Below are 26,931 nucleotides of genomic sequence, written 5' to 3'. Positions count from 1 at the left end.
GCCTGCAAGTAGCGGGCTGATATAGGTGCAGCACCTAACCCAGTTTTTGCTCTCATCGTATAATGATGTGAATGTGCTTGTAGGTGGCTCATTTTGATTTGAACTGCTGGCTTAAATAGAGCCTCTTTATAAAGGAGTGGATATTGGAAAGGGTAATTATTCCTAATGCAGATACCGTTGTTGTATTGGATTTTGAGACCACAGGGTTATCGCCTGATATGGGAGATAGAGCCATTGAAATTGGTGCTGTACGTATTGAGCAAGGTGAGGTAACAGGGCGTTTTCAGGCATTAATGAACCCCGGAGTGCGAGTCAGTAGTTTTATTGAAGACTATACAGGTATCACAAATAGCATGTTAAAAGATGCTCCTTCATGTGGCGAAGTGATGCATCAGTTTGCTGACTTTATCAATGGTTATAATTTGGTTGCTCATAATGCATCATTTGATAAACGTTTTTTAGATGCAGAGCTGGGTATGATTTCAAGGGGGTATACTGGGCAGTTTGTGTGTTCGATGCTGGTGGCACGTAGGTTGTACCAAAATGCGCCTGATCATAAGTTAGGTACATTAATTAAGCATGCCAATATCCCCAGTGAAGGTACTTTTCATAGAGCATTATATGACTCAGAAATGACAACTAAACTGTGGCTTTCTATGCTCGGTGTTATGCATGAGCAATATGCAATATCAGAAGCGCCTTTCAAATTGCTACAAACACTTGCTAAAACACCGAAACATTCAATTCAACGACTGCTTGAGCGTGCTTAGTAAAACGGCAAACAGACAGAGCGCAGACAAAAAAGCCCCTCAAAGAGGGGCACAAGACCTGTAACCTAGAGTTGGTTAAGCGCCGATGACTCCTCCATCTTCGCGCTGTACTACCATAATTGTTGAACGAGGCTTACTGTTGCCTCCAGCTGGGAAGTGGGAGGGAGCGTTCTTTTCACCAGGATGCTGTACTCCAACAAACATGCTGCGCTGATCTGGCGAGAATGTTAAGCCGGTAATCTCACAAGCGATAGGGCCTGTCGCAAAGCGGCGTACTTCACCGGTGTCAGGGTCAGCACATAGCATTTGGTTATTACCCATACCTGCATAATCACCTTCGTTTGAGTACTTCCCATCAGTAAGAACCCATAAGCGACCCGCTTTATCAAAGCCTAAGCCGTCAGGGCTGTTAAACATGTTTTCATCTGTGATGTTAGCACTGCCTGCGTATAGGTCACTGTGTACTGTTGGGTTACCTGCCACTAAAAACAGATCCCAGTTGAATGTGTTGCTTGTGTGGTCTGCATTTTCAGGCTTCCAGCGAACAATTTGCCCGTATTTGTTTTCAGCACGTGGATTGGGTCCGGTAACCGGTTGGTTGTCTTTTTTACCACGGTTTTTGTTGTTGGTTAGGGTGCAACATACCGTCTGGTTGTTCGGGTGTACGGCAACCCATTCTGGGCGGTCCATTGTTGTTGCGCCAACGATGGTTGCAGCTTCACGTGCATAGATTTGAACGGTAGCTTGATCAGAAAAGCCATTTTCGGATGTGAGGCCATTTTTTCCGTGTGTAAGTTCTAGCCACTCGCCATTACCTTTCAATTCACCATCTTGTGCATCAAAGCGAGCAACAAAAAGAGTACCTTCTTCTAATAGGTCACGGTTAGCGGCTTTGTTGTCTGGGTTGTAACGGTTTTTAGAAACAAATTTATACAGATGCTCACCGCGCTCATCGTCACCAAGATAGACAACAACGTGACCATTATCCGCCAGAGTCACAGCAGCATTTTCATGCTTGAAACGGCCTAAGGCAGTACGTTTTTTTGGTGTGGAAGTAGGGTCCATAGGATCAATTTCTACTACCCAGCCATGGCGGTGCGGCTCGTTAGGCTCTTGAGACATGTCAAAACGTTGATCAAACTTGTACCACTGGTACTTATTCTTATCGGCTTTTAGACCGTAACGTTTTTGATGCTTGTCCATCTCAGTACCAGGTGCTGCAAAGTAGCCGTTAAAGTTTTCTTCACACGTTAGGTATGTGCCCCAAGGTGTTTCACCGTTAGCGCAGTTGTTAAATGTGCCTAATACTTTTTTACCACTAGGGTCTGCATTGGTCTGTAGCAGAGGGTGTCCAGCAGCCACACCTGTAACTTCCATCTCTGTATTTGCGGTAATTCGGCGGTTATAGGCTGAATCTGTTAAATAATGCCAATGACCGTCGGCTTTACGCTCAATTTCAAAGACAGATACGCCGTGTGCTGCCTGGGCCTTTTTTACGTCATCGGCAGTAAGCTCTTTTCCCTGATGAGCAAATAACAGTAGGTAATTAGTGTATTCGTTATTAACAGCTAATAGTGCGCGGTTGGCAGAAAGAGGAAAAAAGCTCATACCATCGGTGTTGTCACCAAATTGCCCTGCTTGTGCAGTGCTGGCTTGTGTACCGGATTCATCAAAAGCCGGTGCGCCTTTTAAAATAGGGTCGCCCCAAGATATAAGCGGTTTAGCAATGTAGCCCTTAGGAACAATAAACTCATCTGATGTGCTGATAGGTAACGCAGTAAAGCCTAATAACAGGCTTGCTGGCTGAGTGGCGGCTGCAATCGCTTGTGCTAATGGGTTGGCGGCAAGAAAAAGCCCCATTGCCGCGGCACCTCCTTGCATGAAACGGCGGCGGCTTAATCCGCTATCCACTATTTTTGAAAAATCAGAATCACCATCGTTAAGGCTGTCATTGTCATCTTGAAGTTTGAATTTGTTCATTACATATATCCAGTTACTTTTTAAGGTAATGCCAAAATGGCGTAGGTGAAAGCTAATGGACGGAAGGCTAAACGTCATTTGTTAACAAAAGATGACAGTCAGATACAAGATTGCAGTATCGGTATGATTATTCTGCTATTTCGCTAAGGAAATAGTTTTTTTCGACTACACTGTATCCTATGTGTTTTTAGTCGCGGTTGTGGACATAATTTGACGAAATTGATGTTCGTTACTACTTTATTACTACTTTTTAACAGGGCTTTTGTTACTTCTGTTGTCTATTTTTTTAGTCCAGTAGAGCCTTGTTTATATTTTAATTCTGAGAAAAAGCGCTCATGCCGGTGTTTAATTAAAGGGAGGTTAATGAGTGAGTTACCACAATAAAAGCCGGCAAGAAATGCTTGATGTGCAATACGCGACCCGTTTGCGGCTGTGCAAGGTTCAGGCGCTTCTAGGTATGTTTTTTTTGCTGGTTTTTAGCTGGATAAGCTATCTAAATCAATCGATTGTATTGGCAGGAATACTTTTTGTTTGCGCTCTGATTTGTACGGTTGTTGTCTATCTGTTGTATCGTACTAATAGAATTGAAATAGCGGTTAATCTGTCAAATATTAACCTATTCCTACTTCCTCTAACTCTCCTCGTAACGGGTGGGCACGAAAATACCGGTATACTATGGATCTACCCAACCCTGGCCGTCGGTCTTTTTGTAAACCGCTTGTGGCCTGCGGTTACTCTCTACGGTAGTTTTATATTTATTAGTAGTTTGTTGCTATTTACTCCGATGTCCGAATTATTAATGGCCAGCTATTCTTTTAGCGAGTCAATTCGGTTTGAAGTGACTCTCTTTCTGTTGAGTCTTATTTGTTTGTCTGTGCTGCACTCCAAAGAGCGTGCGGATGAGATGATCATTCAATTGCACGATGAAGATATTCGTAAATTAGCGTATTACGATGCGTTGACGGGTTTGCCTAATCGAAGAAACTTTAAGTCGAACCTTACGCGTTTACTACGTCGTGCAGGCAAAGAAGATAAGCGTGTTGGTCTGTTGTACATTGATCTTGATAATTTCAAACAAGTGAATGATAACTACGGCCATGAGGTTGGCGATATATTATTGCGTAGCTTTAGCGATTTGCTAAAAGAAACGGTACGTCCAACCGATATGATTATGGATGATAAATTTGATGAGCTTGCGCGTTTAGGCGGTGATGAGTTTGTCGTGATTTTAAACGACCTTAGTAGCCCTATAAGTAGTGCCGTTGTTGCCGAGCGCATACTTAAGCTGTTCGAAAATGGCTTTGAAACAGTTGAAAACACTCATTCAGTTTTTGCCAGTATTGGGATAGCCACTTTCCCTGATGATGCAGCGACGCCAGATGAACTACTACACCATGCTGATTTGGCGATGTATGAAGCAAAACGCAATGGTCGGAATCGTTTTGAGTATTATACAAAAGATATTGCAGAATTATTGCGTGAACGAAACTACATAGAAGAGCAATTAAAGATAGCGCTTGAGCAAAACCAGCTTTCACTAGTATATATGCCGGTATTTAGCTGCCGGACACTGGAAATTGTGGGAATAGAGGCTCTTTTGCGATGTCAGAATTTAGCAGAAGAAGGTATTACTCCTGAGCAGTTTATTTCGGTTGCTGAAAAAACGAATTTAATAAAAGAGCTAGATTTGTGGGTCATTGATAATAGCTTAGCTAACCTAGCTGAGTTGCAACACAAACAAGGTTTTACGGGCAAAGTCTGCATCAATATATCTGGAGCTGAGCTTCAAAATGAGTCGTTTTCACGTGCAGTTAAAGGATTATTAGAGAAGCACCGAGTGGTCCCTTCAACAGTCGAGTTAGAAATTTCCGAAACAGCTCTTTTATTGAGTGATGAAAAAATTGCATTAGCGTTTGAGAAAATAAAAGCACTAGGTGTGTCCATTACCCTAGATGATTTCGGTACAGGGAGTACGGCGTTTGGCCAACTCAATCACTACCCACTTGATTGCTTAAAAATTGATAGCTCTTTTGTGAAAGAGCTTTTTTCAGAGCATGCTGATAAAACTAAGATGGTAAAAATTGTTAATAATCTTGGAAAACTTTACGACCTTAGAATCGCCGCAAAAGGTGTAGAAAACCAGATGCAGTTAGAATACTTACAAGAAATTGATTGTGATTGGGTGCAAGGCTACCTGCTTTCATATCCTTTGAAAAAGCCTGACTTAATAAGTTTTATCAGCCAAAATAACGCTGTTGATTTATCGGTTAACTGTGTTCAAACACTGCCTTAGTTGGGTTTGAAACTACTTGTATTGAGCTGCGTAAAAACTGGGTGCAAGGCCGAGTTCTTTACGAAACATGTAAGTGAAAGCCGAAACCGATTCGTAACCCAAGTGATCAGAAATAGCACTGATTTCATGTTGCTCACTTAACATACTTATCGCAATTTGCAGTTTTAAGCGTTGTTTCCACTCACGGTACGATAAACCTGTTTCTTTAATGAAAAGCCGCGTGAGCGTTCGTGAGGATGCACCGATCTGCTTTCCCCAATCCTCTAGTGTGTTGTTATTACAAGGCTCATCTTGTAGGCGCATTGTTATTTGGATTAAGCGTGGATCCTTGGGGTAGGGGAGTTGCAAGGCGATATTATCAGCCTCGATGAGATAGTCTCTGATAAGCCGTAATAAGCGCCCATCTTTTCCTGACCAGTCATAAGTTTGTGAAAGTGTACTTGCTTCACTTATGAGTGCTTTTAGCAGATGTGAAATATTAAGCACCGTACAGTGTTGCGGTAATTGTAAGATTTCATCGACACTAATATAAAAGCTGGCCAATGTGACATCGTTCACTGTGATGATTTCATGGTCAGTTAGCGGAGGTACCCAAACGGCTTGTTCGGGAGGCACGATAAAGCGCCCTGATGAAGTAATAACTGACAAGATACCTTGAGTTGCATAGATTAGTTGTCCCCACTCATGCTGGTGTTTTTTAACCGCTCTCTTACCTAAGAGGCTACGGTTTAAAACAGTAATAGGGCGCTGTAATGCTTGCTGGCCCAATGCCGAGGGAGGAATGGTTTTTAACATGTCATATTCTATTAATAAATTGTCAGTTTGTAGATAATAAGACTCTCAATAAGTATCTACAATAGGTTTTTTGATCAACAGATGGAATCATGATGTTAGCGTATGAAATGATATTAGCCTTTCTATTACTGGGCGGATTTGTTGGTGTTATGGCTGGCTTATTAGGCATTGGCGGTGGTGGAATTATGGTGCCAGTACTAACGTCACTTTTTATCTATCATGGCGTTAGTAACGATATGGTAGTTCACTTGGCCCTAGGTACATCGATGGCGTCTATGGTGGTGACAGCTTTATCGAGTTTACGATCACATCATGCCAAACGAGGTGTGTTGTGGAGTGTGGTTAAAGCTATGCTGCCTGGTGTACTGCTTGGTGCATTTGCAGCAGCGTTTGTAGCATCCTTACTTAGTACCGCATTTCTTGCAGTGTTTTTTGCTGCGTTTATGTTGTTTGTTTCGATCCAGATGTTTTCAAATAAAAAGCCAAAATCTGATAAAGGGTTACCTAGTAATGCTCGTTTATTTTTTGTTGGCGGGGGCATAGGGAGTATATCGTCATTGGTTTCTATTGGTGGCGGCTCACTAATGGTGCCTTATTTTGTGTGGCGCAATGTCGATATCAAGCAGGCGATAGGTTCATCTTCGGCCGTTGGTTTTTTCATTTCGATGGCAGGTACCATCGGCTATTTGATCAGCGGTTGGGAAAGCACTCATGAAGAAGCTTTTGTTGTTGGCTATATCTATTGGCCTGCCGTCCTGCTTATTTCAGCTGTCAGCTTTTTTACTGCACCATTGGGCGTTAAGCTGGCTTACCGTATCCCTGTCGCCAACTTAAAGAAAATCTTTGGGTTATTGCTCTTTATTTTGAGCATTAAAATGCTAGTTTCTGTCCTATAAGCCCTTATAAAAGATGTGTTTAGGGCAGGGTTTACAATGGCTTATATACAAAGTTTTGTAGGTGGTCCATAGGAACTGGCTTGCTAAATAAGTAGCCCTGCCCAAGATCGCATTCATATTGTTTGAGTAGTCGATGCTGTTCTTCTGTTTCTATGCCCTCAGCGACTACTTCTAAATGTAGTTTGTGTGCCATTGAGATTAGCCCCTGAACAATTTTCTGATCACTAATGTCTGTTTCTAAATCCGTAACGAAGCTTTTATCAATTTTCAGCTTATCCACGGGAAGATGCTTTAATAAAGCGAAAGAGGAGTATCCCGTACCGAAGTCATCAATGGCGATGGATACTCCCATTTTCTTAAGTTGTAAGAGAGTGCTGTTAGTATGCTCGATATCTTCCATGATGGATGACTCGGTTACTTCAAATTCCAATGATCGTCCATCTACACCTGTCTCTTGCATAATATGGCGGATGTTTTCTAGTAAGTTAGAGTCTTTAAACTGTTTTGGGGACAAGTTGATTGAAAACCGATGGTGGGGTTGTCGGTTTGATGTGCGTAGCATTATTTGGTTACATACCTCTTTAATGACCCAATAACCAATATCAATAATTTTTCCCGTTTCTTCTGCGATACCAATAAACTTGTCAGGGTACATCAACCCTTGCTCAGGATGTTTCCAGCGTATTAGTGCTTCATATCCATCCACTTCATCGGTTAGTTGCGTAAGAATCGGTTGGTAGTGCAGAACAAACTGTTGGTCTTTAATGGCAATGGCTAGATCATCTTCTAGTTGTAGCTTAGCCATGGCGATAGTTTGTAGTGATTGATCATAAAAACTGAATCTTTTTTTGCCAGCTGTTTTCGCTGCATACATAGCCATGTCTGCATTTCTAAGAATAGAGTTTGCATCGTGCCCATCGGCAGGGATCATAGTGATGCCGACAGAGGTTGAGACGGCAAACGATTTACCTTCTAAAGTGACTGGCTGCTCAACGGTTGCTATAAGCTTTTCGGCAATGCGGCTCACGTCTCTTGTTGAGTGTGTGTCTAAAAGTAAAATACTGAACTCGTCACCTCCTAGTCTTGTGACGAGGTCGCTGGAGCGCACACACTCTTTTAAACGTATCGCAATTTGCTGTAATAACGCATCACCAGCACCGTGGCCCATGGAGTCATTTATTTTTTTAAAATCATCTAGATCAAGGTACATCAATACAGCTGGTTTTTGATTTCGGCTGTACTCTTTAAACACTATATTGAGTTGCTCATTTAAGTATCGGCGGTTAGCGAGCCCTGTGAGGTGGTCATAGTAGGCAAGTTGCTGTAACTCCTGAGTTTTTTCTTTTACTTCTTTTTTTAATTTTTCTGGTTGCAGCAGTATATAACGAGTAATCCAGGCAATTAGTAGTGCAGTAAAAATGCTAACAATGTAACCAATAGATGAATACCATTTTGATATTTTTTCAGCTCGACTAATAACCAGTTGCCAAGTAGCATTAGGAACATTAATAGATACCGAGTAGGAGTCTTCAGTTAGCGGGCTAACTGAGCTGGCAAAGGTTTCTGCTATACCTGTATCAGGGTCTGGGCGGCGTAGTTGATAGCTATAACCTCGCTCTTGTAATGAGTCCAATTCAGTTACCTCAAGTAAGTCTTCCAGGTAAATAAGAGCTGAAGTAAACCCCCAGAATTTTTCACCCTTACCGCTTGCTAAGTAAACAGGGTTTCGTCCAACAACAGCAACACCGCCTTGAATTAATGTAAAAGGCCCTGCGAGCGTGAGACGGCGCTCATTGATAGCAAGCATTGCCTCTTTAAGACGATTGTCATCTTTTAAAATATTATGACCAATAGCTTTCTCATTACCTGCTATTGGATGGATGTGGCTAATAACGCCATTAGGCGCTAACTGTAGATTAGAAACACCGCCAACGGCTTTTAGTACTTCCTCAGCATAGGTTTCAAATTGATCAATAACGCCATGATGTTGGCGTACCCCTTGCGCTAATATTCGTGTGGCGGATAGTGAGCGTGCTAAACGGCGCTCGATGGCAGAAGCTTGTGAATTGACCAGCTCGCTCATATAAAAGCGTTGCTCATTACGATCAAGAGATTGTCCTACTTGGCTCCAATAGGCTCCTAAGCTTGAAACGAGCAGAAATATTGCAATGCAAATCGTTGTTGTTTTAGTTATGTGCACTGATATTAAGTCCGTGTTTTTAATGTAGATAACGATTTTACTATTGAGTGACGACTTAATTAGCATAGCAGCCAATTTAAGAATTGGCGGTTTTCTGTTGAAGTTTTTTGATATAGATGTATGTTTTTAAAAGAAAAACCATGGAAAATGAAAGGTTAATATGGCTCTGGGATATCTACTTATCCTGAGTTTTTAATAATGATTAACTTAATGTAGTTTCTTCTATGATCTACTAATCTGTATTGGCTATGCAGTGAGCCTTATAACACCAGAGATATAGAGAATGAATAGAGTTGAGTCATTAACGCAAATCATCACATTTGGTAAGTATCGGGAGCAGGCGTTTACAGAATTAGCCAAATTTGGTTTTGTATTTACCGATGACAACGATGATTTTGTTGAGATATCAGATTCAATATTAGCGGCTGTATTGCAAAAATTTATCTCTGGTTGTATCTCAGAAGATGATCTTGAGGAGTGGGCCAACTTTATTGAGTGTCGAGATGATATCAATTGCGAGAAAAATGAAGGCTATATTTACGCACTCGCAAACCCTGAGTTGATGGGGGCAATTACCACAAAAAATATACATAAAATGCTTGCTGTATTAACAAATTAGGCCCGCGCTGTTATATCGAATCGTGGTGTTGTAAAGGTTGGCTGCGAAAGGTCGGTAAATCTTTACAGCATCAGTTAAATATCATTATTGAGAGAACTTCTCCGATATTTTATAAATTTCAGGCCCAATAAAGAATGAAATAAGTCCTGCTACAGGCCAAGCAAGTGAAAAGGCGTGCAACCACTGGGTGAAAAAGCTCTCAATCCATCCTAAGTTAATCCAGGTAACCCAACAGGTCATTAACAATGATAATAGGAAGGACATTAGCACGGCAAATATGATTCTTTGCTTCATTTTACTCTCACGTTGGCGGTATTATCAAAAAGTAAACGTATCCTAGATGTTTTCAACTATGGAATATATGCTGATATTTCGAATGTTAAATTCCAAATATGGAATAATAAGACATGTATGATGACATCGCTTTATTTGTGCATATTGTTCAGCATCGTGGCTTAGTGGCCGCCGCTCAGCAATTGAATATTCCTGCGCGACCATGACACGAAAGCTACAAAAGCTTGAACAACAATTGGGCGGGCGTTTACTGAATGCCAAAGCAAAGTGCTTGCACGAATATTTGAAAGCGCATTTATAACCGGATGCTTTAGGCCCTAAAAGGGCCTGCTAAACTTTACAGCACCTTTTGAAGTTCTATTCTTCTTCCAGTCCATCGATCAGTTTTTCTAACAACCTATCTAGTGTTTCTTGCTCTTCTCTGCTGAGATTCGATAGCGAGCGTGCTTCGTTTTCCACGTGCAGTGGGACGATGCTGTTCATTAACGCGAGTCCTTCTTCGCTTAATAGCACCAGCGTACCGCGGCGGTCTTCAGGGTTGGGAGCACGTGCAATTAACCCTGCTTTTTCGAGCCGGTCTAAGCGGTTAGTCATTCCGCCAGATGAAATCAGTAATGCTTCAAATAACTGTGTGGGCGCTAATTCATAGGGTGCGCCTGAGCGGCGTAACGTGGCCAGCACATCAAACTCACCTAGCTGTAAACCGTGGCTTTTAAAGAAGGGGTCTAAGTAATCTCGTGTCACTAAGCGGGTCGCTTTACCTAAATTTCCAACCACTTTCATCGGTAAAAGGTCGAGTTGGGGCATCTCACGCTGCCATTGAGACGTGACTAATTTGATTTTATTCATTGTTATAAATTTATCTCTATGTTAAGATACTTTTAATCAAGAAGCTTTTTATAAAGAAACTCTCCAGTAAGAAGCTTGCCGTTAATGCATATAATAACACGCAATAGGAGTAGGGTGATGTCGGTTAGCAGAAAGTCGAATAACCACCGTTCAGCTAAACCAACTGATAGAACTGGTTTTTACGCTTTTACGTGTTTGTTGCTGGTGGGTGTTTTTCTATCGTTATCGTTAGTGGTGGGTAAGCTTGCTTCTACGGCGGGGGCTCCGTTATTAACTTTTCTTATGGTGGCAATGCTGGGCGCTAGCATCATGCTTTGTTTCATCTGTGCACTTAAACGACACCCGGTGGTATTAAACAAACGCATGCTTGAATACGGGCTGGTTTCTGGTGTGTTGTTTGCGCTACCTAATGCGCTGGGGTTTTTAGCAATTCGCCATGTTGGGGCAGGGTTTATCTCATTAAGCTTTGCCTTTCCTATACTCATTACATGGTTATTAGCGGTTGTGTTACGAATGGAGCGGCTGCGAGCATTACGTCTTGTGGGCGTTCTATTAGGGCTCAGCGGTGGCATAGTGCTTGCGGCCGCTAAGAATGGCGACACGGGCGAAGCGCAGGGCTGGATTCTTTTAGTGTTATCGATGCCGGTTGTAATTGCCTGCGGAAATATTTACCGAACATTACGTTGGCCTACAGCGGCATCCCCTGTGTTTTTGGCAGCACTCATGCTGCTGGGAGGCGCTATTACGCTACTACCGTTTGTGTTGTTTCTTGAAACAGGCCAAGCAGCAAGTCTATTTACTTCAAGCGAAGCGATTGTGTTGCTCACCTTAGAAGTTGCCGTTTTTACGATTCTTTATCTGTTTTATTTTTTGCTTCAGCAGCTTGCCGGGCCTGTTTACCTCAGCCAAATAGGAACGGTTGCAGCGCTCAGTGGCACACTATTGGCCGTATTTGTATTGGGTGAAGTGGCACCGCCTAATCTTGGCTTGGCAGGTGTTCTGGTTGCCATTGGTATTGTGCTGTTCCAGCGCGGAGCGAAAGAACACACAGCACAGTTACCTAACTCATCACCTACACCTTTACCAAACGTGGAGAAACACGCATGAATACGCTTGAAGCTATCTATAATCGTCGTGCCGTTAAGCATTTTGACGCGCAACATCACTTAACAGCAGAAGAAGAAAACACATTACTACAAGCAGCGATACAGGCACCCACTAGCTATAACTGCCAGCATTGGCGTTTTATCATACTGCGTGATCCTGCATTACGTGCGCAGATATGCAAGCAGTACGCTAATGACCAAGCACAGATTACCGACGCATCTATGTTGGTGTTATTTACCGCAGATGTAAAAGCTTGGAACAAAACACCAGAGCGCTATTGGGCTAATGCACCACAAGAAGTGGGAGAAATGCTAGTGAGTTGGATGGGGCCGTTTCATGAAGGGCGTGATTGGCTGCAACGCGATGAAGCACACCGCTCAATTGGTATGGCAATGCAAACCATGATGCTAGCAGCGCAGGAGTTGGGCTATCAGTCTTGCCCGCTAATTGGTTACGATATTGATGAAGTAGCGAAGCTGGTTAACTTACCAGATGATCACGTTATGGGGCCGATGATAGCCATTGGTAAAGGAATAAAAGACCCGTGGCCTAAAGCAGGGCAGCTGCCGCTAAGAGAAGTGGTATTTGAGAATTCTTTTTAATGTAAAACAGTGTGAGCCTATGCTGCATAAATAGCTTTTAATGGCTATGCGTAGGTAATAAGAGAGGAATGTCGTACTTCTTAGCAAATAACTTTAACCCTGCAGGGGTAAAGTGAACCGCTCTTGAATCCAGGTCTTTGGACGCCCAGCCCTTATTAAAGAGATCGTTTAATATCCACTGGCCCAAAGCACCAGCTAAATGGCTGCGGCGTTCACTCCAATCTAAACAAGCCTTACATACCGGGCGTTTGCTGGTATTTAGGATGTTGAAATCTACACCTAGCTCCGTGAAGCACGCTTTACCTGTGGACGTTAAGCGTGCTTCGCTATCATTTATACCGTTATCTTCTATCCATGCGTTTTTAACCAATGAGTTAAACAGCGCAACGCTGAGTTCTCCTGCCAGGTGGTCGTAACAAACTCGTGCTTGGCGCAGCCTAGGGTCGCTCGGCCCTGTTACTGTTTTGCTATGTGTGATTTTAGATGTCACGTTTAAAAGCATTTCTAAAAGCTGTGCAATATCACTGCCTTTTAACTGAAAGTACTTATGCCGACCTTGCTTACGAACGATAAGCAGCTGGCCATCTACTAGCTTACTTAAGTGGCTACTGGCGGTTTGCGATGTAATGCCCGCTTCAATTGCTAACTCAGTAGCTGTGAGTGCTTTACCGCCCATTAAGGCGGTAAGCATACTGGCCCGTGCTGCATCACCAATTAAGCTGGCTACAAATGATATGTTGGGTTCCACTTTCAGCAAGCCTCCTTTGTTCTATGACAGTTCTATGAGAACTCTATTCAAGTTCAATGATAGTAAACGAATAGCGAGATAATACTTCGATGCTCATCGAAGCAGTGATGTTCTCAATGATTACAATGTCTGTAATACAAGGAGGTCGCTAATGAAAATAACATGCTTTATTGGCTACAAGAAAGATACATTCTGAATAGATAAGTTGGTGACTTAAGATATCTACCAGCAACGGTAGGAGGGTGTAACGATGGTTGTCATTGAAATATTTAGGAGAATTGCACAGCGATTACGTAAGTTACGGCAGCGCCAGCGTTCACGTCGTGACCTGGCAACTTTAGATCAAGATGCTTTGGAAGGTATTGGTGTAAGCCGTGTAGATGCATTGTTAGAAGCGAGTAAACCGTTTTGGCGTCAGTAAATAACTACTGTGCTAGCGTAAAATGTTTATGATATGAGCAGCGAGGGTAGAAATATGATTGCCGTGATTTTTGAGCTAGAGCCAAAAGATGAAGGGAAAGAGGAATACTTCGAAATAGCGGCCGAGCTAAAAAGCATACTATCCGAAATGGAAGGCTTTATCTCAATCGAACGCTTCCAAAGTTTAGCCAACTCTAAACGCTTTCTTTCGTTATCTTTTTGGGAGAATGAGGCTGCCGTAAAAGCGTGGCGCAATCAGGTAATGCATCGTAAAGCGCAAGCAAAAGGGCGTGGTTCTTTATTTGATAACTACAGGCTACGGGTAGCAGAAGTACTGCGTGATTACGGTATGGACGACAGAGAGCAAGCGCCTAAAGATCTTGGTTAGTAGCCTAGAAGCCCTCGCTTAAGTGGGGCTTCTCGCTTCTTATTAGCCAAGGGACTGTACTGCCATTTTTTACAGCGCCGATTTTTAATCGGCTACTACTAAATAGTATAAACAGGGTATAGTGCAGACCATAAAATCCAACAAGATAAGCGATCGACATGCTCAACTACTATCTTCACGCTGAAAATGCCAAACAGGCACTCGCGGCGTTAGCTAAGGGGCTTACCAGCGTTGAGCTCTCTATTGACCTGAATCTTTCACAACAGAGTTTCTCCTTGAATGACCAAGGCCTGATACTCGATGAAGATAATAAGCTCTCTATTGATGAACTCAAATATATGGCTAAGAAGAAACAGAGGATCTTTCTGTGTTGCGATGGGGAGTTTGAGCCTCTAGAAGATCGCAGTTCTGGCTACTATAAGCTCGTTCCTACGGCCGGGTCACCACTGCTTGAGATCAGCGGCGTTAAGATGCACATATCTAAGGGCACCGACCCTTTTAAAAGTGCATCCGAGATGGCGCAGCAAGCGGTGCGCAGCGGCGACAAGGTACTGGATTGCTGCAGTGGTTTGGGTTATGCGGCTATCGCGGCTCACCGTCTGGGTGCAATAGAGGTGTTAAGCATCGAACTGAGCCCTGAAGTCATGGCATTGCGCGCGCAAAACCCTTGGTCAAATGATTTAGGAAAAGAAGGCATTACGCAGTTGCAGGGCAGCAGCTATGAGCTAATAGGCACAATGGCGAGTAACTCCTTTGATTCGGTGATTCATGATCCCCCGCGTTTTTCTCTTGCTGGTGAGCTGTACAGTGAGGAGTTTTACAGCCAGGTTTATCGGGTGTTGCGCCGTAACGGACGGCTTTTTCACTACACCGGAAACCCACACTTATTAAGAAAGGGTAGCAGCTTTGTTGATGGTGTCATCCGCAGGCTCAAATCGGCAGGTTTTAAGAAAGTAGAAAAAGTAGATCACCTCATGGGTGTTAGTGCACAGAAGTGATTTAATTTTGAAACTGGTTTAAAGAATAGCGCCGTTGTCACTTAATAGCTCATAGATCGACTCGGCCATTTTACGGTAGCCTTGTGTGTTGAAGTGCACATGGTCAGATTTTAAGAATGGGCTGCGTATTAAGCTACCAATCAAGGCACCATCAAAGACGAGTTGGTAATCTTCAGCAAGCTCTTGGTAAAGTGGCGCAGAATCTGAGAATAAACGCTTTTGTGGTACGCCAATTAGCACCACCGGTATATCTCTGCTTTGAGCTAGCTCAATCATCTTTTTGAGATTCGCTTTGATGGTAGGCTCGCTTTTGTTCTGCAAAATATCATTACCACCCTCGATAAGAATCAATAGATCGGGGGAGGTGCGATCTAACTCAAGCGGTAGCCTTTTTAAGCCACTTTCGGTGGTCTCACCAGAGATACCTGCATTAATAACATTGAACCCGCTTAGCTCAGCCAATACAGCTGGGTAGCTATTAGCTTGCGCGGTGCCAACGCCAAACGTAAGGCTGTCGCCAAAGGCGAGAATACTACCGCCATACTTAATAGGCTCAAGCTTTGGATCACTACAACCGCTAAGCAACAAGGTAATGAGTGTGGCGGTAATTATCTGAAAAAGCTGATTGGATTTAATCATAGCGTTCAGTGTAGACGATACTTTTGGGGTTCCCAGGTTTCTTCTGAATCAAAACGTACAAACAGCAGGCCACTTTTACATTGAATATTAGCTGCACGCAGCTTGCTTGTGATCAGTGTTCGCAAAAAGTCATCGTGATGAGCAATAAGAGCGCTGGATAATTCACTCTTTGTGCCAAAGACGCAAACAACGATGAGAGAACCCGGAAAATTATCGTAATTGACAAAATGGGTGATCCATTTAAAACCAGATACTTCTTCTAACGCCACATTACAAACGTTGGTCAGCGCTACTCTGATCGTGTTCTCAGTTTTCTTATCGGTTTTTTTCATTTACTTTAACGACTGCTCAATCTGTTGAAAAACGGCGGGGTCAGTATGCATATTAAACGCTTTAGACGATGTTTCTATAGTGATCGCAACGATCAAGCCGGTAAACATAATACCAACGCCCGCAATCATAATAGACAGCACTTTAGAGCGTCTTTTTAATGGCCTAATATCACCATAACCCACCGTAAAGGCCGTAATAAACGCCCAGTAGAGAGAATCAAACTTATTCCATGATTCTAAATGCCCGACGATAAGCCCTAGCAATAAAAATACACTGCACAGCATCAACAGTAGGGGAGAGGCTAAATAGATACCCCAAAAAAACAGCTGAATAAAGGTAAATGAAAACTCCATTATCGCTCCCTAATTACAATAACCATCCCGCGCGAAATGACACGCCCACTAAAACAAACAGGATCGAGAATAGTGTAACAGGGATGATATGCCACGCCATATCAACAAGGTTGGCTTCTGATAACTTAGGAATAACACGAAAGCGCGCATCAATCGCAAACATAACAGTTAACGCTAACAAGGTGAGTTTTGCCGCAATGCCATGCGCCAAAGGATTGCTGAAATCAAACCATAATGAGACATCGGGAATCAGCTGATATGCCAACATCAAGCCACTCACAACCTGAATAATAAGCGCCGGCATACCGATTTTTTCAAAGCCGGACTCAAAATTAAGCAGCTCCTCAGGAGAACGGTTTTTGAGTACCCGAGGCAGAATCACCAGCGATAAAACGATGTGACCGCCTGTCCAAATGGTGGCAGACAATATGTGGATAGCCAAGAGAAAACCGTACATGCTTGAGGTGCTTCCTTTATGTGTTGGAGATACTAAATTGTAGTAAGACGCAGAACACTAACACAATTGTTATGAGCGTAAATGCGCATAAATCAATTAAAGTCTTTAAATCGTTTTTTCGTAATTGTGTGATGTTTTTTTCAAACCAAAACCAAGGGATTGATAAAACACATGTGAGGTATCTCTTGTAGTGTTTGAATGCACAGCTAAGCGAGTTAAGCCCAAATCTGTTGCCCAAACTTGTGCCGCGTGGACTAGTTTGTTACCCACTCCGACACGGCGGTATTGAGTACTTACAACTAAACCAGTTATCTCTGCTTTAAAGCCAGCTTCCAGTGATATGCGTTTTTCGACAACTATCCAACCACACAGCGCTTTACCCGATACCGCAATCAATACCGCATGGGTAGCCGAGTTTAAGATATAACTTAGCCACTCCTGGGTTTTAGCTTCATTAGCTGAATAACCCAGCTCTTGCGTGAGAGCGGTAATGGCTATTACATCATTGAGTGTTGCTGTAGTAATCGAAATATTCATAGTTCACCTTAGGCTTAGCTCATACTGCTGACAACCGCTGTTACTCCGGTGATCACCATTTGTGTGCCTATAACAGCTAAAATTAGGCCCATTAAACGCGTCACAATACTGATACCACTTTTACCGATAAGCGCGATAATATTCGAGCTAAAAATAAAGCAGATAAAAGTTATCAGACACAAAATAGCAAATACCGAAACGGTAATAATTATCCCTGTTGTTCCACCTGAAGATGAGAAGTTCATTGCGGTGGCAATAGTGCCTGGGCCCGCAAGCAGAGGAACGGCTAAAGGCGATACGGCGATATCGGATTCTTCACTGCCTTGGGCAGTGTGCATCTTAGAGGTATGTCCGTTGAGCATATGATATCCGACAAGGAACACCAAAATGCCTCCTGTTATTCTTAATGCCGAAATAGTAATACCAAATAGATGAAAGATCGCTTTTCCCAGTAAAGAGAAAGCGAGAATAACAAAGAAGGTAATAATGAGGGCTTTTGCCGCGATTTTTATCTGTTCTGCTTTGCTTTTATCTCCAACAAGGCCAGCAAAAGCTGCCGTATTGGCGATAGGGTTCATGATTGCAAAAAAGCCTAAAAAGACGGTGATCATTTGCGTGTACAAATCACTCATAGGATGACGGTTCCTAGCGTTTAGATGAAATTGACCTGTGTCCAGGTAGCATTGTAATAGTGCTGCAACAGTTACATAAAACGTAACGGATAAGCTAAAATCCACAATTGTAAATGAAACACCTAATGTGGACTATTTGCTTGAATATTAGTGCCCTAATAGCGTTAAAGAAGTAGCCCTGAAAAAGTTGGTTGAGTCAGTAGATGAGCATACAAACATCATGAGTGAAATTAGCTGTAGCCATTGCGGTAAAAACTTTTCTGATGAACTGGGTTATTGCCCTTATTGCAGAACGCCAACGGCCGCCCAAAAAGAGCTGCAAACTAACGCGGCACAAAAAAAGTTCATACGCTATTTTATAGTCTTGGTAGTGTTCTGCATCATCATGATAGTGTGGCTGCCGCGTTAATACCTTATGCTTTACATTACTCGGGTTCTGGCAAAACAGGGGGCGTACTATCCATGTAGGTAAGAAAGCTTGACCAAATATCATGGGTGCGTTGCTCGGTGATGTTTGTTTTACAGCTTAGATACATCATTCCCCGAATGGAGCCTTCACGCCACATTGTGTAAATAGCATCGCAATGTGCTTTTGCGTACGCCAACCATGCTTTTTGAGCGCTCTCAATTGACTCAATCAATTCGGGATCATAGTGGTGATGCGCTTTGCTCTTCAATAAATAGATGCTCATCTCTTTTTCTGCGCTTTCTAATACAAGGCCCGCGCAATGGTTAATCTCAATGGTAGTCATGGCCTTGTCGCAGTCAAAATCATCACTAAAAACGGCTGTAGAGTACAACCAGATAAGCAGGAACAGATACTTATTCATTGAGTCTTCCTTGGGTTTTCTATCTCAATTATGTTATCAAAACCTGGTTTTTATTATCTTATGCTCATCTTCCGCCTAATAGGCCTCCAATGCTGCCTAGAACAGATCCTTCACCTTGTCCTTGGCTTTGTCCAGATAACATACGCCCCGCTAATCGGGAAAATGGCAAACTTTGCAACCAGACGGTGCCTGGTCCCTTTAGCGTTGCAAAAAACAATCCTTCTCCACCAAACAACATACTTTTAACGCCGCCCGCTTGTTTTACATCGTAATCTACAGTGCTTGTCATAGCCGCTAGGCACCCCGTATCTACATGAAGGGTTTCACCTTTCTCAAGCTCTATTTTTCGGATGGCCCCTCCCATATGAACGAAAACCAGACCGCTTCCTTCCAGCTTTTGCAGGATAAATCCTTCCCCCCCAAAAAGCCCTGTTAGTATTTTCTTTTGAAAATGGATACCTACTTGAACTCCTTTTGCCCCTGCCAAGAAACTGTCTTTCTGACAAATCAACTGACCATCATATTCCTTGAGATCAAAAGCTAAGATAGTACCTGGAAACGGTGCAGCAAATGCAACAACCCCTTTGCTTGGGACAGTCTGTGTAAACACCGTTACAAATAGGCTTTCACTGGTCAATAATCTACGCCCCGCCGACAGTAGATTGCCCATGACGCCGTCACTTGAGTCATCCCCAAAAACCGTTTTCATTTCCACATGTTCGGTTTTATACATCATAGCACCGGCTTCTGCGACGGCACTTTCTCCTTCATCCAGTTCTAACTCCAGGTACTGCATTTCATGACCATAAATTTTAAAATCGATACCCTCAGTTACCAAGTCACCACCAAACCCCTCACTCTGATTGGAATCAGAATCCAACAAGGCATCAGCGACATTTGAGTGGCTGATCTTTTCTTGTGGAGCTTCTTGAATCTTTTGAGACACGGGTAGGCTGTCAGGCTTAGGAGACATCATAGAAGCGCTTGGAGGAGGGAATGGGGTCACCCCATCTTTTTTTAACAATCGCACCGCAGTCACTTTGTGGGCAGGCTGCCATTGATCCATCCCTTCGCTCCAACAATGAGCGCCTGGGTTTTCTCGGACATAAGTTGCGATTGTCGACTTGTCCGTTAATGGACCCGTTTGAATATTATTAGTTGAAAAATACCACTCTATCACGGTAAAACTTCCTATTTTATTTTTCAAATTCCCCACTAAATTTGAGTGTAATGGATAATAAAACAGTTTGAAATATGTACTGTTTTTTTTGAACATAGACATAAATCATTTGGCGTGAACATAACATCCTGTTTGGTAGTCATAATTTAACATTTAACTACCATGCAAATTATTTAATCTCCAAATAATATCTATTTCCCCATCTTTATCTAGCTTGCTTAGAATAAGTAGATCTACATGTTTTCCATGAGCGTTTCGAGCATGCCATTCAGATTGGATAAGCAAGTCTTCAAAACCATCGTTGGTGAAATCACCTCGAGCCAGTAATGTTAAATAGACTTCGTCCTCCTTTGTAAGCAATTTGAAAGTATTATTTTTCTCACGTGTAATGTGCGTACTTGCGTCATAGATTTTATAAGTCATGCCTTGCTTATCGAGAAGATCCGCTTTACTCAACAGTGGGGTCACTTCCGCAGGGAATCGGGAGATGAGCTCGACGTCTAGTTTGGCCGGGAAGTTTGTAGAGTGTGCATTGCTAGCTTTCAAGTACTTGTCTGTAGCTTTACATGAGACCAGAAGAAGTTTAAATCGGAAGTAGTCGTAATCAGGTATTTTCGAAATATCAAAATCACTAGCCTGTTTGCAACGAGTAACGACAAGTTTTTCATTATCTAATGGTTGGTACTCATAGTTGGATAGTTCTGGTTGGGAGGAGTCCGAGTGGCTTGCGAACGTAAAGCCAGGAAAATGCTGCTGGTATAGCTTAGTTTCAATCACACTGTTACTTGTAGAACACGCAAGAAAAAAAACAGGAATGATAGTAATAATGAACAATTTTATCATAATATTTAGAGGCTATCAGTTGGTTTTGTGACAACAGGTACGCTGTTAAGCAACTGTTTAACGTATTGGTTTCGTGCGAGATTTACATCAGGACGGTTGGCCAGCCCAACTGCTTGTTAGGTTTTACGTGTGGCGTATAGTAGCTAGACGATAGCTATATACCCGCATAGGAGCAAGATTTATTTGCTGCGCTAGAGTAAGTGTCAGTTGTGGCAACTATTCGATTTTAATCTCATGAAGCCTTAACAACAAAAAGCAGCCCAAGTGAAGTGACCCCATTAAAGTTGTAAACGGTGAGCTGCTTTGTGGAGGGTTGGTTGATCAACCTTGTACTGCCCCATTTCGTTCATCACTTCTCCAATGAGCTGGCAGTCGTCTCCACTGAAGGTGAGTGGGATGCGCATATCTAAGCTTGGAGAGTATTTTTTCGGTTTTGGGTAGCTGTGGCATATCTTCGATATAGTGCCAGCTATCGTAGTCTTTAGGATCGGCATCGCCAAACTATATAAGTGCCCACATTGCTCTACCATTTTTCATGTCTGCTCGGTGAAGAGTTTGATCATGTGTACATGAATATAAGCTTGTTTGAATTGATAAAAGGCAAGTCATAAGAAATCGAATAAGCAGTAAGCTTTAAACAAAGAAGGCCGTGGGGATGAGTGTTTTTATACAGTCGTGTATCATCTGAAAGCTTCATCAAACATCGACGTTAATGTTTAGAGCATAATTCAAATTTTTAAAAGGGAATTTAAAAAGTGAGTGAAATAATTTTATGTAATCGCACTTTTAGTGCAAGTGCATTTAAAAACGAGTGTGGTATTGGAATTGAGCTGGCTTCATCTCTTACTTGCGCTAACCCAGATACGATTGTCGCTAATAAGCCTTATCTATTAAATAATGACAGTTCATCTTTCGGGGCTACCACACTGGCCAAACTATCAAGCCCTGCAATTACAAAAAATCTTACAAATTTATCCTTATCTTTTGGCGGGGCGAACCTAGTAGCACTTTCAGCAATTTCTGCTCAACTACATGAATACAATGTTGGATTAATGGGTGCGTCAACCAGCGTTTACGCTCATAGGATTGACGGTTTTGTTGGGTCGGTAAAAAACTATCAATCGGCTTTAATGGAGTACCGTCAAGCAGTAACTACAAAATCATCATCTAAAGCGGTTGCTCGACAAAAAACTAAAGTTGCTTTTGATAATATGCAAAATAACTTTAGACACGAAGTTAAAAAAGCAACAAGCCAAGTTAAGTCTAGTCGTGGTACACCTATGACTAGCTTTAAGAGAGGTACTGATATTGCAAGAAGCAGTCGCAGTATTGCCAAATTGGATTTGGTCAACCCTGTTCAAGCCGACAATATTGTTAAGTTGGCTAAACACGCAAAATTTTTAGGTAATGGTCTTGCTGTTATCGATTTTAGTAGTCGCGTTGGTAATATTCATAATAGCTACCAAGGTGGTGGGAATTGGGAACGAGAGATGTTTATTGAATCTACTAGTTTTGCTGCTAGTGCTGCTACCGGCATTGGCGTTGTAAATGCGGGAGGGGCTGCTTTAATGTTTTTAATGGTAGCAACTCCTGTTGGCTGGGTAGGCTTAATCGTTGGTGGTTTAGCCATTGCCGGTACAGCAGCGGTAGCCTCAATAGGAGCGAATAATTATGCAAAGAATAATAGCGGAAGCCTATATGATGAGCTCATGAAATGGATTAGTTTCTAATGGATATAGAACAGATATTCTTTGCTTTGATTGTAGCTGGATCTATTCTTAGCGGCGTACTATATGTCGCTTTTGGTCAAGTCACTGTTAGGAGGTTAAGAAAGAACCCAAAAACAAAGGGAGCACTTGGTTTAGAGTATGCGAGTGGTTGGGATATTATTAATGTTGCCCAAGCATTTTCACTTCCTCGATCTTGGACTAGAAAAGTAGAAAATAGTAAATTTGCGTTCATGTATGCCAATGCGACTGTTTTATTTGAAAATACGACTAAATTTGATCGAATACTTGGTTTCATTTTTTACTGGTTAATAACGCTTACAGGGTTATCTGGTGCTTTACTCGTATTACTTAATTACCTTGGTGTTTTCGGTAAATAGGGACTTCACAAAAGACTATGGTTCTATAATCAATCTAGGCAATGTGCATCTAATACGCTGTGCAAGCGTTGCTCCAGATGTTTTGGGTAAGCTTGAGTTAACGATACTGAATCACACTTTTGAAAATGGCTGAATTCTGTAATAGCGTTTATAAAGGCCGCAATGAGTGAATCTTCATCAAAGCCTGATTTCTTAATAGAAGGTTTAAAAGTAGTTTGCTCAAAAAGATGTTGTTCAAAATGCAGCGATTTGATTTCTAAATGGCTGGTTTTACGATGAGCCTTACAATCCATCCGCCCAATAAACTCACCCCGGTAAAGTAGCGGCAGGCAAAAGTAGCCGTACTGGCGTTTAGCGGCGGGTACATAGCATTCTATTTGGTAGTCATAATCAAATATTGCTCTGAGCCGGTCGCGTTGAATAACGCTGTTGTCGAAGGGTGAAAGAATCAACATGCGGTTGTTTAAGCGCGGAAGAGGGCGCTCTAACGCTCCTGTTTCTAATATAAACACCTCACCACTGCTAACTTGTACTTGCTCTAATGTACCTTGCGCTAACCTTTCATTGACTAACGTTTTTACCGCTTTGCGAAGCTCTGGGTTGCGGCGCAGGTAAGTGAGCCCTTTAAGTGATGCAAACCCATGGCAGCGTAATTGTTGATCAAGCATATGCGCTGCAAACTCTTCGATGCTGGGCATGCTCTCATCAATATGAGAGGGCAGGACACGCTCGGTCATGTCGTAGGTTTTTTGAAAACCCTCACGGTTACTAACCATCAGGTCGCCTTGCATATACAGCTGCTCAAGCGCCTTTTTAGCGGGTTTCCAATCCCACCAGCCAACAGGTTTTGTGGTGTTGGTTTCTAAATCGCGTGAGCGTAAAGGGCCATCTGAGTTTATACGCGCTAACAGCTCACCCATAAGCTTTTTATCAGGGTTTTTATACCAATGGGTTTTGCCGCTTTTAATGGTGTGCTTATAAGGTAAAGAGAAGCGAAAATCAGTGATAGGTAAAAGAGCCGCTGCGTGCGACCAATACTCAAACACGTCTTTATCGAGAAGTAATTGGCTTGTCATGGCCGGCTCAAACTTAGGCACTCTGGAATAAAGAACATGATGGTGCGCACGTTCTACCACCGATATGGTGTCGAGCTGCACATACCCTAAGTGATTGACTGCTGCACGCGCTCCCGCCAAACCTCGCCCAAAGGGTTGTGCTTGCAACAAGCCTTGCGGGGAGAGGGCAAGGCGGCGTAAACGGGTTAGGTCTTTTGGGTGTTTGATTTCAATCACTGTTATATTCGTCTTGTATGAACATGGTTTTTTTGTTTTTTACGTAGTATATAATGCGCATGGTGAGTACGCATTATAGTCGACAGGCGAAGACAAACCATCGTGCCAAATTTAATGATAACTTTAAATAATTAATAATAGATTAAGGGCTATTTAAAGCGCTTTCTACCGTTTGTTGGTTTATTCGGTTGTTTCTTAGCACTTTTAAGGACTCTTTGCTTTTCAATGACAAACTCTTGTTTTGCTTTATAACTAAACATTTCATTAATAGGCATATCCAAGTTAAAATCTGATTTTTCTTTTAATTCTTCTTGTTCTAAATAGTTTATGAACTCTTCTACACGCTCTAATCTAACTTTTACGCGATCTACTCGCTCACCACGATTAAATAAGCTATATTCTTTTCTTGCCGCTTCAGAAAGGTAATTACTAGTCTTTTGCGAAAAAACACCTGTGTCAGTGCATATTAAATCTAAGTAAGTAAAGTATTGTGCTAGTTCTTTACTCATATATATTCCGTAACTTGTTATTTTAATGCTGTCCACATCATTTGAGTACTTGTCTAGTCGATTATTTGATTCTATAAAACCATGCTTCAGTAAAACATCTACATTTTTTTCGAAATCATCAATCATATTAAAAATTTCAGAAAAATAGGATTTCAGGGAAGCTATTGAATGATAAGAAGGAGATGTACTATTGCTTCCCTTGGATAGTTTTCTCAAGATTCGTAAAGCAGTAAAATGAGATGAATGCCTATTCGAACGTAGTTGGTAGATATTTGGTATATCGCTTAATGATTCATCATAAAAGTATCTTGTAGGTATCATTACAGGTTTTAATACTTGATGTATTTGGAAATTCCATTTCCCTGCAGAAATCATTTCATCCACATTAGTATATCCTGAAAGTAAAAAACTTCTGAATAAGTCTAGTGATAATCTAATATCGCCGTGTGCACAAGCACTAATGAAGTTAGTTAAAGGTGATTGTTGGTTGGCAAACTCAGTGCCTAATATATTTAAATAAACTTTACAATCATTAATGAAATTATCTTCTACATCTCCAATTACCATTTCCCGTCTATTTGAATCTGTTAATAACGAAACGGTATATGAAAGTCTTTTCTTAAAAACCTCAGCTGGGCTGGGAGAACTAATGTGAAATCCGGAATTCTGAAAAGCGTCTAAAACGCCGTGGATTTTTGAGTCATAAAATCTTTCTTCGCGCATTGAAATTAATGAAACGCAAGATAATTCATTCGATATTTCTTGCGCGGATGTGAAGCAAAAATCTTGAATTTCGGTAGAATACTGATCAGTATTATCGACAACGACAATAGTACCTTTATTATTATCAGCCCAGTAGTTTACTAATCTAGAAGCACAGTACAAATGATCACTTTTCCAATTAGAAATTAAGCCATTCAGTTTTAAATTAAATGATTCAGAATTTACCTGTAAACCGCTTAAATCTTGCTTTAGTGCTATTTTATAACGATCACCAAATAATTTTTCAATTATAAGATTTCGATCCGAACTTAAGATATTATCAGTATCTAATGCTTCAACTAGTTTCTTCCAAATATGAGCTCGTATCACCTCTTTATTTTCAGGAACCTTTAATAAATCAACTATTGAAATTACTGAATATTCCTTTAACCAACGTGGAGGCGTATGATGTAATAATCGCTTTATAAATGTTGATTTTCCAGCTCCTTTTCCTCCAAAAAGTACTAAAACTTCACCTTTTCTACCCTTTTTTATATTTTTTGTTAATCGTCCACCTAACTTACCACCTTTTCCGGTATCATCTAATTGTAAAACGCCGTATTCCTTAAAATAAGGACTTAAAGAGTCTTGTATTAAACTATGAATGCCATCAAAAGTTGTCTTGTATTCACGTTGTGATACATAACATTTATCCATGAAATCTGTATCATCATCGGAAATAACCCCAAAATAATGATTTGCAATTGGTCTTAACGTAGAGGCTAAGCGATTTGCTGTAATTGGATGTGAATATGATAGGATCTTTTCTCTTGGATAAAATATACTTCTATCCTTAGGCTGCGAACTTGATAGTAGCGGTGATAGAGATGAGTTTTCAAAAATAGCTAGAAAAGATAGAGTGTTTATTGCTTTGGTGTAATCTTCAATAAAAAATGATAATGACCTTATTACAAATGCTTTTAGATCATCCCAACGTTTCCCTTTTTCAAAAGTTTTGAAAAGAATCCATTCATGTCCATTTGTGATGCAACCAAATTCACAACCAGTATCAAAGCAGTATGTTCTAACTTGCTGCATGGCTGATTTTATATTATCGTCACTTAACAGCTTCTTGATAGATATATAACTATGTGTTTCCTTTGTTTTATACGGTAAAGGTAATTCGAAAAATATGCCTTCTTTCTTGGCCTCTATAAATAATTGATCATCACCATTTTCTTTTTTTAGAATATAATCTGCGAAACCTGGTTTTACATATTCTTCAACTGTAACTCTATTCTTAGGCCATGCAAGAAAATCATGTAAAACAAAGTCAATGATTTTATGCCTAGTTTCAGCTTCATTTCTATCTCTACTATCAACATTGCTAATGAGTTTTTTCATTCCATCAAAATTATCATCACAGCTAGTATTCATATATTGCTTAATCCATTAGGTATAAATATTCAATTTTGAGAGGTTTATCGTTAGCCTATAGAGTTGTTAAATTGGGCCGTTTTTCACAACAACTATCGAGAACCCTTATATGATTCATAAT

General features: G+C 41.5%; 30 protein-coding genes. 12 read left to right on the top strand and 18 right to left on the bottom strand.

Translation table 11 applies throughout. The features are described 5' to 3' along the window. Positions 1-143 precede the first annotated feature (143 nt). Positions 144-770, top strand: coding sequence for a 3'-5' exonuclease (locus G511_RS0118855; protein ID WP_245574160.1), 627 nt, complete (start codon positions 144-146; stop codon positions 768-770). Between the two features lie 75 nt (positions 771-845). On the opposite strand, the gene G511_RS0118850 is transcribed toward G511_RS0118855, so the two are convergent. After that, positions 846-2,750, bottom strand: a complete 1,905-nt coding sequence (locus G511_RS0118850) for a PhoX family protein (RefSeq protein ID WP_028471019.1) — start codon at positions 2,748-2,750, stop codon at positions 846-848. Positions 2,751-3,117: 367 nt separating this feature from the next. Here G511_RS0118850 and G511_RS23435 point away from each other — a divergent pair, with 367 nt between their 5' ends. Next, positions 3,118-5,043, top strand: coding sequence for a putative bifunctional diguanylate cyclase/phosphodiesterase (locus G511_RS23435; protein ID WP_211224937.1), 1,926 nt, complete (start codon positions 3,118-3,120; stop codon positions 5,041-5,043). Positions 5,044-5,055: 12 nt separating this feature from the next. Here G511_RS23435 and G511_RS0118840 read toward each other — a convergent pair whose 3' ends face one another. Beyond that, complete coding sequence (locus G511_RS0118840) at positions 5,056-5,838, bottom strand: AraC family transcriptional regulator (protein WP_028471018.1); 783 nt, start codon at positions 5,836-5,838, stop codon at positions 5,056-5,058. 89 nt (positions 5,839-5,927) lie between these two features. Between G511_RS0118840 and G511_RS0118835 the strand changes: the two genes are divergently transcribed. Continuing rightward, the gene (locus G511_RS0118835; protein ID WP_245574158.1) at positions 5,928-6,734 is read left to right on the top strand and encodes a sulfite exporter TauE/SafE family protein; all 807 of its coding nucleotides are present in this window, start codon (positions 5,928-5,930) and stop codon (positions 6,732-6,734) included. A gap of 31 nt (positions 6,735-6,765) precedes the next feature. Here the strand turns inward: G511_RS0118835 and G511_RS23430 are convergent, their stop codons facing one another. Further along, positions 6,766-8,934: a bifunctional diguanylate cyclase/phosphodiesterase gene (locus G511_RS23430; RefSeq protein WP_051222255.1), complete on the bottom strand. Its 2,169-nt coding sequence runs from the start codon at positions 8,932-8,934 to the stop codon at positions 6,766-6,768. A 283-nt stretch (positions 8,935-9,217) separates the two neighbouring features. Between G511_RS23430 and G511_RS0118825 the strand changes: the two genes are divergently transcribed. Further along, positions 9,218-9,553, top strand: coding sequence for a hypothetical protein (locus G511_RS0118825; protein WP_028471016.1), 336 nt, complete (start codon positions 9,218-9,220; stop codon positions 9,551-9,553). Positions 9,554-9,637: 84 nt separating this feature from the next. Here G511_RS0118825 and G511_RS24260 read toward each other — a convergent pair whose 3' ends face one another. Beyond that, on the bottom strand, positions 9,638-9,847 hold the full coding sequence (locus G511_RS24260; protein ID WP_084629163.1) for a DUF2798 domain-containing protein: 210 nt from the start codon (positions 9,845-9,847) through the stop codon (positions 9,638-9,640). A gap of 113 nt (positions 9,848-9,960) precedes the next feature. Between G511_RS24260 and G511_RS24875 the strand changes: the two genes are divergently transcribed. Next, the gene (locus G511_RS24875) at positions 9,961-10,053 is read left to right on the top strand and encodes a helix-turn-helix domain-containing protein (protein WP_169565809.1); all 93 of its coding nucleotides are present in this window, start codon (positions 9,961-9,963) and stop codon (positions 10,051-10,053) included. 151 nt (positions 10,054-10,204) lie between these two features. Here the strand turns inward: G511_RS24875 and G511_RS0118815 are convergent, their stop codons facing one another. After that, on the bottom strand, positions 10,205-10,696 hold the full coding sequence (locus G511_RS0118815; RefSeq protein WP_028471015.1) for a MarR family winged helix-turn-helix transcriptional regulator: 492 nt from the start codon (positions 10,694-10,696) through the stop codon (positions 10,205-10,207). A gap of 117 nt (positions 10,697-10,813) precedes the next feature. Here G511_RS0118815 and G511_RS23425 point away from each other — a divergent pair, with 117 nt between their 5' ends. Together G511_RS23425 and G511_RS0118805 are read left to right on the top strand one after the other, a co-directional pair. Then, positions 10,814-11,803 (top strand): DMT family transporter, encoded by a 990-nt coding sequence (locus G511_RS23425; protein WP_051222238.1) that lies wholly within the window; start codon positions 10,814-10,816, stop codon positions 11,801-11,803. Next, positions 11,800-12,405 carry a nitroreductase family protein gene (locus G511_RS0118805; RefSeq protein WP_028471014.1) on the top strand — a complete coding sequence of 202 codons (606 nt, stop codon included), beginning with the start codon at positions 11,800-11,802 and terminating at the stop codon, positions 12,403-12,405. The genes G511_RS23425 and G511_RS0118805 overlap by 4 nt, the downstream gene beginning before the upstream one ends. A 37-nt stretch (positions 12,406-12,442) precedes the next feature. On the opposite strand, the gene G511_RS0118800 is transcribed toward G511_RS0118805, so the two are convergent. Beyond that, a complete protein-coding gene (locus G511_RS0118800; RefSeq protein ID WP_028471013.1) occupies positions 12,443-13,153 on the bottom strand; it encodes an ArsR/SmtB family transcription factor in 711 nt (236 codons plus the stop codon). 250 nt (positions 13,154-13,403) lie between these two features. Between G511_RS0118800 and G511_RS24255 the strand changes: the two genes are divergently transcribed. From G511_RS24255 to G511_RS0118785, 3 genes are all read left to right on the top strand, one after another. Continuing rightward, positions 13,404-13,574 (top strand): DUF1127 domain-containing protein, encoded by a 171-nt coding sequence (locus tag G511_RS24255; protein WP_084629162.1) that lies wholly within the window; start codon positions 13,404-13,406, stop codon positions 13,572-13,574. Between the two features lie 54 nt (positions 13,575-13,628). Next, positions 13,629-13,961: an antibiotic biosynthesis monooxygenase family protein gene (locus G511_RS0118790; protein WP_028471012.1), complete on the top strand. Its 333-nt coding sequence runs from the start codon at positions 13,629-13,631 to the stop codon at positions 13,959-13,961. Positions 13,962-14,119: 158 nt separating this feature from the next. Further along, complete coding sequence (locus G511_RS0118785) at positions 14,120-14,959, top strand: class I SAM-dependent methyltransferase (RefSeq protein WP_028471011.1); 840 nt, start codon at positions 14,120-14,122, stop codon at positions 14,957-14,959. Positions 14,960-14,977: 18 nt separating this feature from the next. Here the strand turns inward: G511_RS0118785 and G511_RS0118780 are convergent, their stop codons facing one another. The 10 genes from G511_RS0118780 to G511_RS0118730 all read right to left on the bottom strand — a co-directional run bounded on the left by G511_RS0118780 (position 14,978) and on the right by G511_RS0118730 (position 21,293). Then, a complete protein-coding gene (locus G511_RS0118780; protein WP_036552439.1) occupies positions 14,978-15,598 on the bottom strand; it encodes a GDSL-type esterase/lipase family protein in 621 nt (206 codons plus the stop codon). Between the two features lie 5 nt (positions 15,599-15,603). After that, positions 15,604-15,930 carry a hypothetical protein gene (locus tag G511_RS0118775; RefSeq protein WP_028471009.1) on the bottom strand — a complete coding sequence of 109 codons (327 nt, stop codon included), beginning with the start codon at positions 15,928-15,930 and terminating at the stop codon, positions 15,604-15,606. Then, positions 15,931-16,284: a potassium channel family protein gene (locus G511_RS0118770; protein WP_028471008.1), complete on the bottom strand. Its 354-nt coding sequence runs from the start codon at positions 16,282-16,284 to the stop codon at positions 15,931-15,933. A 13-nt stretch (positions 16,285-16,297) separates the two neighbouring features. Further along, a complete protein-coding gene (locus G511_RS0118765; RefSeq protein WP_028471007.1) occupies positions 16,298-16,741 on the bottom strand; it encodes a CopD family protein in 444 nt (147 codons plus the stop codon). Positions 16,742-16,846: 105 nt separating this feature from the next. Continuing rightward, positions 16,847-17,278, bottom strand: a complete 432-nt coding sequence (locus G511_RS0118760) for a GNAT family N-acetyltransferase (protein ID WP_028471006.1) — start codon at positions 17,276-17,278, stop codon at positions 16,847-16,849. A 14-nt stretch (positions 17,279-17,292) separates the two neighbouring features. Next, positions 17,293-17,910 carry a MarC family protein gene (locus G511_RS0118755; RefSeq protein ID WP_028471005.1) on the bottom strand — a complete coding sequence of 206 codons (618 nt, stop codon included), beginning with the start codon at positions 17,908-17,910 and terminating at the stop codon, positions 17,293-17,295. A 425-nt stretch (positions 17,911-18,335) separates the two neighbouring features. Beyond that, positions 18,336-18,740: a lysozyme inhibitor LprI family protein gene (locus G511_RS0118745; RefSeq protein ID WP_028471003.1), complete on the bottom strand. Its 405-nt coding sequence runs from the start codon at positions 18,738-18,740 to the stop codon at positions 18,336-18,338. Between the two features lie 64 nt (positions 18,741-18,804). Further along, the gene (locus G511_RS0118740; protein WP_028471002.1) at positions 18,805-19,920 is read right to left on the bottom strand and encodes a TIGR00266 family protein; all 1,116 of its coding nucleotides are present in this window, start codon (positions 19,918-19,920) and stop codon (positions 18,805-18,807) included. Positions 19,921-20,073: 153 nt separating this feature from the next. After that, complete coding sequence (locus tag G511_RS0118735) at positions 20,074-20,697, bottom strand: hypothetical protein (protein ID WP_156905253.1); 624 nt, start codon at positions 20,695-20,697, stop codon at positions 20,074-20,076. 344 nt (positions 20,698-21,041) lie between these two features. Further along, entirely contained in the window at positions 21,042-21,293 is a 252-nt protein-coding gene (locus G511_RS0118730) for a hypothetical protein (RefSeq protein ID WP_028471000.1), read from the bottom strand. A 225-nt stretch (positions 21,294-21,518) separates the two neighbouring features. On the opposite strand from G511_RS0118730, the gene G511_RS0118725 reads away from it, so the two are divergent. Both G511_RS0118725 and G511_RS0118720 read left to right on the top strand, forming a co-directional pair. Beyond that, positions 21,519-22,493: a hypothetical protein gene (locus G511_RS0118725; RefSeq protein WP_028470999.1), complete on the top strand. Its 975-nt coding sequence runs from the start codon at positions 21,519-21,521 to the stop codon at positions 22,491-22,493. After that, a complete protein-coding gene (locus tag G511_RS0118720) occupies positions 22,493-22,870 on the top strand; it encodes a hypothetical protein (RefSeq protein WP_028470998.1) in 378 nt (125 codons plus the stop codon). Before G511_RS0118725 ends, G511_RS0118720 begins: the two co-directional genes overlap by 1 nt. A 29-nt stretch (positions 22,871-22,899) precedes the next feature. On the opposite strand, the gene G511_RS0118715 is transcribed toward G511_RS0118720, so the two are convergent. Beyond that, positions 22,900-24,162 (bottom strand): winged helix-turn-helix domain-containing protein, encoded by a 1,263-nt coding sequence (locus G511_RS0118715; RefSeq protein WP_028470997.1) that lies wholly within the window; start codon positions 24,160-24,162, stop codon positions 22,900-22,902. Between the two features lie 149 nt (positions 24,163-24,311). Then, complete coding sequence (locus G511_RS0118710) at positions 24,312-26,810, bottom strand: hypothetical protein (RefSeq protein WP_051222237.1); 2,499 nt, start codon at positions 26,808-26,810, stop codon at positions 24,312-24,314. Positions 26,811-26,931 lie beyond the last annotated feature (121 nt).

The sequence above is a fragment of the Neptunomonas japonica DSM 18939 genome (assembly GCF_000422765.1).
Taxonomy (GTDB): Bacteria; Pseudomonadota; Gammaproteobacteria; order Pseudomonadales; family Balneatricaceae; genus Neptunomonas; species Neptunomonas japonica.
Note: the sequence above shows the minus strand (reverse complement) of the source record. Positions and strands in the feature narration are given on the sequence as shown.

Coding starts and splice junctions, on each gene's coding strand:
- G511_RS0118850 (WP_028471019.1), bottom strand. CDS start 2,750: ATGAACAAATTCAAACTTCAAGATGACAATGACAGCCTTAACGATGGT.
- G511_RS0118840 (WP_028471018.1), bottom strand. CDS start 5,838: ATGTTAAAAACCATTCCTCCCTCGGCATTGGGCCAGCAAGCATTACAG.
- G511_RS0118835 (WP_245574158.1), top strand. CDS start 5,928: ATGATGTTAGCGTATGAAATGATATTAGCCTTTCTATTACTGGGCGGA.
- G511_RS0118825 (WP_028471016.1), top strand. CDS start 9,218: ATGAATAGAGTTGAGTCATTAACGCAAATCATCACATTTGGTAAGTAT.
- G511_RS24260 (WP_084629163.1), bottom strand. CDS start 9,847: ATGAAGCAAAGAATCATATTTGCCGTGCTAATGTCCTTCCTATTATCA.
- G511_RS24875 (WP_169565809.1), top strand. CDS start 9,961: ATGTATGATGACATCGCTTTATTTGTGCATATTGTTCAGCATCGTGGC.
- G511_RS0118815 (WP_028471015.1), bottom strand. CDS start 10,696: ATGAATAAAATCAAATTAGTCACGTCTCAATGGCAGCGTGAGATGCCC.
- G511_RS23425 (WP_051222238.1), top strand. CDS start 10,814: ATGTCGGTTAGCAGAAAGTCGAATAACCACCGTTCAGCTAAACCAACT.
- G511_RS0118805 (WP_028471014.1), top strand. CDS start 11,800: ATGAATACGCTTGAAGCTATCTATAATCGTCGTGCCGTTAAGCATTTT.
- G511_RS24255 (WP_084629162.1), top strand. CDS start 13,404: ATGGTTGTCATTGAAATATTTAGGAGAATTGCACAGCGATTACGTAAG.
- G511_RS0118790 (WP_028471012.1), top strand. CDS start 13,629: ATGATTGCCGTGATTTTTGAGCTAGAGCCAAAAGATGAAGGGAAAGAG.
- G511_RS0118785 (WP_028471011.1), top strand. CDS start 14,120: ATGCTCAACTACTATCTTCACGCTGAAAATGCCAAACAGGCACTCGCG.
- G511_RS0118780 (WP_036552439.1), bottom strand. CDS start 15,598: ATGATTAAATCCAATCAGCTTTTTCAGATAATTACCGCCACACTCATT.
- G511_RS0118775 (WP_028471009.1), bottom strand. CDS start 15,930: ATGAAAAAAACCGATAAGAAAACTGAGAACACGATCAGAGTAGCGCTG.
- G511_RS0118770 (WP_028471008.1), bottom strand. CDS start 16,284: ATGGAGTTTTCATTTACCTTTATTCAGCTGTTTTTTTGGGGTATCTAT.
- G511_RS0118765 (WP_028471007.1), bottom strand. CDS start 16,741: ATGTACGGTTTTCTCTTGGCTATCCACATATTGTCTGCCACCATTTGG.
- G511_RS0118760 (WP_028471006.1), bottom strand. CDS start 17,278: ATGAATATTTCGATTACTACAGCAACACTCAATGATGTAATAGCCATT.
- G511_RS0118755 (WP_028471005.1), bottom strand. CDS start 17,910: ATGAGTGATTTGTACACGCAAATGATCACCGTCTTTTTAGGCTTTTTT.
- G511_RS0118745 (WP_028471003.1), bottom strand. CDS start 18,740: ATGAATAAGTATCTGTTCCTGCTTATCTGGTTGTACTCTACAGCCGTT.
- G511_RS0118730 (WP_028471000.1), bottom strand. CDS start 21,293: ATGGTAGAGCAATGTGGGCACTTATATAGTTTGGCGATGCCGATCCTA.
- G511_RS0118720 (WP_028470998.1), top strand. CDS start 22,493: ATGGATATAGAACAGATATTCTTTGCTTTGATTGTAGCTGGATCTATT.
- G511_RS0118710 (WP_051222237.1), bottom strand. CDS start 26,810: ATGAATACTAGCTGTGATGATAATTTTGATGGAATGAAAAAACTCATT.